The organism is Paenibacillus sp. 01T422 (assembly GCF_056398785.1).
This window is the reverse complement of record NZ_JBFTQB010000759.1, coordinates 1-4,316: the sequence shown is the minus strand read 5'-3', so window position 1 is coordinate 4,316 and position 4,316 is coordinate 1. Positions and strand designations below refer to the sequence as shown.

Here is a 4,316-nt window from a genome sequence, read left to right as displayed (position 1 = left end):
GATGTGAGGATGGCGAAGGCTGTGCAGCTGCTAGAGGAAACAATGCTCAGTCTGTGGGATATTGCAGAGCTGACGGGCTTTTCGAATGCGAGTTATTTTAGCTCAAAATTTAAACGCATGTACGGTACCTCGCCATCCGATTATCGCGTACGCCTGAAAACACCTGAAAAATTTGATAATCAAGTACCGAAGAAATAGCATTCAAAGGAGCGCCGTAAATCCTTATGATGATCCTAATGGTGACACATCGTCACCCGAAACGATCACGAAGGAGGAGGGCGCTCATGTCATCTCTACGTAAAACCGCCCTTTCGCGGCAAAATCGTACAGCCTACTTGTTTTTATTACCTTGGTTAGTCGGATTTTTCTGTTTAACGCTTGGACCGATGTTAGGTTCCCTTTATCTATCGTTCACGAAATTCAATTTGCTGAACAGCCCCCGGTGGCTAGGACTGGACAATTATGTGCAAATCTTCAAGGAAGATGACTCCTTTCTGCATTCCATGGGTCTAACTTTCCAATATGCCTTTCTGTCCGTGCCTCTTAGATTGATTTTCGCCTTACTGGTGGCCATGGCGCTGAATAAAGGAATTCGAGCGCTAGGGGTTTATCGAACCGTCTATTACATCCCGTCCCTACTTGGGGGAAGCGTTGCGATTGCGATCGTTTGGCGTAAAATATTCGACGGAGATGGATTATTCAACCAATTTTTGAGCTGGTTTGGCATTCAAGGACCCGCATGGGTTGCACATCCAGACTATATTTTGTCCACGATCATTACGTTATCGGTGTGGCAGTTTGGATCGGCGATGGTTATCTTTCTGGCTGGACTTAAGCAAGTGCCTGCTGATCTGTATGAAGCATCGCAAGTCGACGGTGCAGGAAAGATCAGGCAGTTTTTTCAAATTACACTACCGCTTTTGTCGCCCGTTATCTTTTTCAATCTCGTCATGAGCATTATTAACTCGTTCCAAGTGTTTACGCCAGGTTATGTTATCGGTGATGGGCGCGGAGGGCCGGTTAATTCAACCTTATTTTATACCCTGTATCTGTATTTGAAAGGATTTGCTTTCTTCGATATGGGTTATGCCTCAGCGCTAGCCTGGATCATGCTTGTTGTGATTGGCGTATTAACGGCTATTGTGTTCCTGACTTCGAAGTATTGGGTATTTTATGGYGATGGCAAGGACGAAAGGGGATGATTCAATGACTGTGAATAGGAACTATACAAAACTACTGAAGCATTTGTTGATTATCGCTTTTGGCTTGCTGATGTTGTACCCCGTCTTGTGGCTCTTGAGCGCATCGTTTAAACCGAATCAGCTGATTTTTTCAACTACGAGTCTTTGGCCATCAACGTTTACGTTTGACAATTATATTAATGGTTGGAAAGGGCTGCAGGGTACGACTTTTGGACGATTTTTCCTGAATTCTGCACAAATCTCAGTGCTTTCTGTTCTTGGGAATATCATCACATGTTCTTTTGCTGCTTATGCATTCGCCAGGTTGGATTTCAGATTCAAAAAGCTTTGGTTCAGCCTCATGCTCGTGACGATTATGCTTCCTTACCATGTCACATTAGTTCCACAGTACATTATTTATAACAAGTTTGAGTGGATTAACACGTATTTACCGCTGATCGTACCCAAATGGCTGGCACACGATTCCTTCTTCATATTACTCATGGTGCAGTTCATTCGAGGAATTCCGAAAGAGCTTGATGAGAGTGCTACGATTGACGGTTGCGGACAAGGTCAAATCTATTTTCGGATTATGATGCCGCTGCTGGTTCCAGCCTTAATTACAACCGCTATTTTCACCTTCATCTGGACGTGGGACGATTTTTTCTCGCAAATGATTTATTTGAACAACATCAAATTGTTTACGGTTCAACTAGGTATCCGGTCCTTGTTTGATCCTTCCGGGGAGTCGGACTGGGGCGCGCTGCTTGCGATGTCAGTGCTTTCGCTGGTACCGATAATGACGATATTCCTATCCTTCCAGAAATATTTCTTAGAAGGCATCGCGACTACGGGACTGAAATAACCCGAAAAATTGAGTAGTCAACACCCGAAGAAATGACATTCTATGTAAGTTGAAAATGCTTTACGATCAGGGTATCAACGATCATCACACTATAAGCAGGGGGAAATTATCTATGAAAAAAAGGTTGATCATGACAACGTTGGCCATGTTGATGGCAGTAACATCAGCTTGTTCCTCAGGTACGGGTACAGGCAGCAGCACAACTAACACGCCAGCGACAAGTACAGCACCAGCAAGCGGAGCAACTAAAGCGGAGCCAGTTGAGCTAAGACTTATGTGGTGGGGCGATCAAAAACGTGCCGATCGCACGAATGAAGCGCTTCGCAAGTTCGAAGAGAAAAATCCGAATATCAAAATTGTCGGTGAGTTCGCGCCAAGCTCCGGTTACTTCGATAAACTCAATACGCAACTAGCTTCTGGCACAGCACCTGATGCATTTTTCCTTGGCGGAAACGTTGTTGATTATGCCAATAAAAACGTTCTGCTAGAGATGGACCCTTATGTAGGCAAAGAACTTGACCTCAGCGATATGGATAAATCCATGATTCAGTACGGGACATTTAAAGGCAAGCTTATACATGTCTCTGCCGGAGCGAATGCAAGGGGTATCGTAGTGAATACGGAGATGTTCAAAAAAGCCGGTATTCCCGTTCCGAAAGATGGTTGGACTTGGGAGGAATTCGGAAAAACCAGCAAAGAGATTTCTGATAAGCTCGGCAAAGATGTATTCGGCACATACAATTTCACCGTTGATGGCATGGATATTTATTTAAAGCAAAGAGGCAAAATGCTTTACGACATGGATAACGCGAAGCTTGGCTTTGAGCAGCAGGATGCGGAAGAGTGGTTCGGATTATGGGATACGATGACCAAAGCTGGCGGTGTTGTAACACCGGCCTTGCAGGTGTCTAATCCTCCGTCTGATACGAGTAAATCACTCGTTGTTACAAGTAAAGTCGCAATGAGCTTACTCGCTTCCAACCAGCTAGGCGCTCATCAGAACTTGATCCCAGATAAACTGGAGTTAGTCCAATTCACGAGCCGTGTTTCAGCAGCGACGAATAAAGAACCGTTTGCTGTCAGCTACAACCCTCCGGGCAATACGGAGTATACAAAATTAATTGAAACTACCGTCCAAGAAATCGGCTTTGGTAAAAAAGATGTGAAAAAAGGTGTAGCCGACTTCTATACCGGGACTGTGAAAATATTCAATAATAACAAATAGGAAACCGCTTACGGGAGAAAAGACTGCCACTGGCAGTCTTTTCCACATCTGCTGAATGAGGATGCTGGAATTCCATATAGTAACAAGAAAAGAGGCAGAAGCATGAGAGAAGATTTGCTTACGAAACTTCGCGGCATTCAAACGGAGGAAAAGCTCGGTGAGCTGAAAAAAGCTTCCGATGGTCAAGTGGTGAAAGAATGGATGCAGCATGGCGTGAAATTTGCTGCTTCCTCCAATAAATTCGAGCATGTCTACTATGAGGCGCTCCGTAAATTGTTGGATTGCGTAGTGCCAACGCTTGGCGACAAGCCCATTTTACACGAAGGCGGCATCTATTTAGGTTGTTGGCTGGAAAGCACGGGTACGATTAATGCCGAGCTGCTTTCACGGTTTCTTCCGTCCGTATCGCAAACGACGTATGAAATGTTCGCTGATTATCAGCGCGAGGATGGTTTAATTCCCTATAAATTGACTGAGACGGGACCGGCGTATAGACAAATTCAGTTGGTGACACCACTTGCGCGAAGCGTATGGAATCACTATCAAATGAATGGAAAGGATCAGACATTTTTGCGCAAAATGTACTCGGCCATGCAGCGCTATGATGAGTGGCTAGCCACTTATCGCAATACGCGCGGTACAGATGCTGTGGAAGCGTTCTGTACGTTCGATACAGGTCATGACTTATCGCCGCGTTTCTGGCATGTACCAGATACGCCGCATAGGAACGATCCGCGAGAATATAACCCAGATTCTCCGATCCTGCCTTTCATTGCACCTGATTTAACAGCAAATGTCTATTGTCAGCGACTTTATTTGGCGAAAATTGCGGAAGAGCTAGGGGAAAGCGGTGAACCCTGGCGGGAAAAAGCTGCAATCAGCTTAAACCGATTATTCCAATACTGTTTCGATGAAGAGGATCAGTTCTTCTATGATCGGGATAAAAATGACGAGTTGGTCCGAGTTCAATCGGATGTCCTTCTGCGTGTGCTTGCTTGTGAAGTAGGCGATCAAGCATTTTTCGATCAAGCGTTGCGAAAATACT

At 45.0% G+C, this 4,316-nt stretch carries 5 protein-coding genes; all 5 read left to right on the top strand.

Features of this window, described 5'->3' with window-relative positions; genetic code table 11:
* Positions 1-198: helix-turn-helix transcriptional regulator (locus AC1DUA_RS30645; protein WP_477503342.1), on the top strand; the 198-nt coding region annotated here is incomplete at its 5' end.
* An 86-nt stretch (positions 199-284) separates the two neighbouring features.
* Positions 285-1,202, top strand: coding sequence for a carbohydrate ABC transporter permease (locus AC1DUA_RS30640; protein WP_477503341.1), 918 nt, complete (start codon positions 285-287; stop codon positions 1,200-1,202).
* Positions 1,203-1,206: 4 nt separating this feature from the next.
* Positions 1,207-2,046: a carbohydrate ABC transporter permease gene (locus AC1DUA_RS30635; RefSeq protein WP_477503340.1), complete on the top strand. Its 840-nt coding sequence runs from the start codon at positions 1,207-1,209 to the stop codon at positions 2,044-2,046.
* A 112-nt stretch (positions 2,047-2,158) separates the two neighbouring features.
* The gene (locus AC1DUA_RS30630; protein ID WP_477503339.1) at positions 2,159-3,271 is read left to right on the top strand and encodes an ABC transporter substrate-binding protein; all 1,113 of its coding nucleotides are present in this window, start codon (positions 2,159-2,161) and stop codon (positions 3,269-3,271) included.
* A gap of 102 nt (positions 3,272-3,373) precedes the next feature.
* Positions 3,374-4,316: MGH1-like glycoside hydrolase domain-containing protein (locus AC1DUA_RS30625; protein WP_477503338.1), on the top strand; the 943-nt coding region annotated here is incomplete at its 3' end.

What these genes read in the sequence shown, in the direction of transcription:
- AC1DUA_RS30635 (WP_477503340.1), top strand. Translation starts at nt 1,207, where the DNA reads ATGACTGTGAATAGGAACTATACAAAACTACTGAAGCATTTGTTGATT.
- AC1DUA_RS30630 (WP_477503339.1), top strand. Translation starts at nt 2,159, where the DNA reads ATGAAAAAAAGGTTGATCATGACAACGTTGGCCATGTTGATGGCAGTA.